The sequence below is a fragment of the Salinivibrio costicola subsp. alcaliphilus genome (assembly GCF_001996185.1).
Lineage (GTDB): Bacteria > Pseudomonadota > Gammaproteobacteria > Enterobacterales > Vibrionaceae > Salinivibrio > Salinivibrio costicola.
In genome coordinates this window covers 1-849 of sequence record NZ_MUFR01000108.1, presented here as the reverse complement: position 1 = coordinate 849, position 849 = coordinate 1, and the positions used below count along the sequence as shown (strand labels likewise).

1 protein-coding gene is annotated in these 849 nt (G+C 52.4%); it reads right to left on the bottom strand.

From position 1 onward, the window contains the following. On the bottom strand, positions 1-849 hold an 849-nt coding region (locus BZJ21_RS15370; protein WP_108743193.1), incomplete at both ends, for an IS3 family transposase.

The window sequence follows — 849 nt, the reverse complement described above, 5'->3', positions numbered from 1 at the left end:
TGGTTGCGGTGTCTTTGCGCTGGCGTGACGAATTTAATCGCGCTATGACGATGCTCATTGTTGTACCAGTTGACGAAGTTCAACATCCATTCACGCGCTGCGCCCAGTCCCTCAAAGCCATGTGCCGGGTAGTTAGGGCGGTACTTGGCTGTGCGGAACAATGATTCCGAGTACGCATTATCGTTACTGACTCCTGGGCGATTGAAGGAGGTACGGATACCCATCTCATCCAGCTTGGCGCGTAAGGTCAGTGATTTCATCGGTGCGCCATTGTCAGCGTGTAGATAACGCGGCTTGACCAAGCACCCTTCGCTGAGCGTCGCGCGTTCAATGAGTTGATACGCAAGCGCACCGCATTCGCGGTCATGAACTTCCCAACCAACGATTTTCCGACTGTAAATATCGATGATCATATAAAGATACCAATACAGGCCACGTACATTCGAAGGTAAATAGCTGATATCCCATGTCCAGATCTCATTCGGCTGACTTGCCTGATGAGACGTCGGCTCTGTCGCTGGCTGTGGCGGCTTGGCTTTACCTCGATGGTGAAGTTGGTCATTCTCTTTCAGCACGCGATAGATCGTGGATTCACTGGCGATATATTCGCCTTGATCAGCCAATCGTGGAACAATTTGGCTCGGGGGTAAACTGGCGTAGTCAGCGTCATTGCAGACATGCAGAATATGCTGACGCTCTTGCTCAGACAGCTTGTTTTTCGGCTCCGCTTGAATAGCAAGCGAGCGTAGGTCTGGCAGCACCTGCCCTTGTGATGAACGCCAACGTCGCAACGTGCGTTGTGGTATCTGCATAAGCTCAGCCGCCTTGTACTGAGGGGCGCCATTCGCG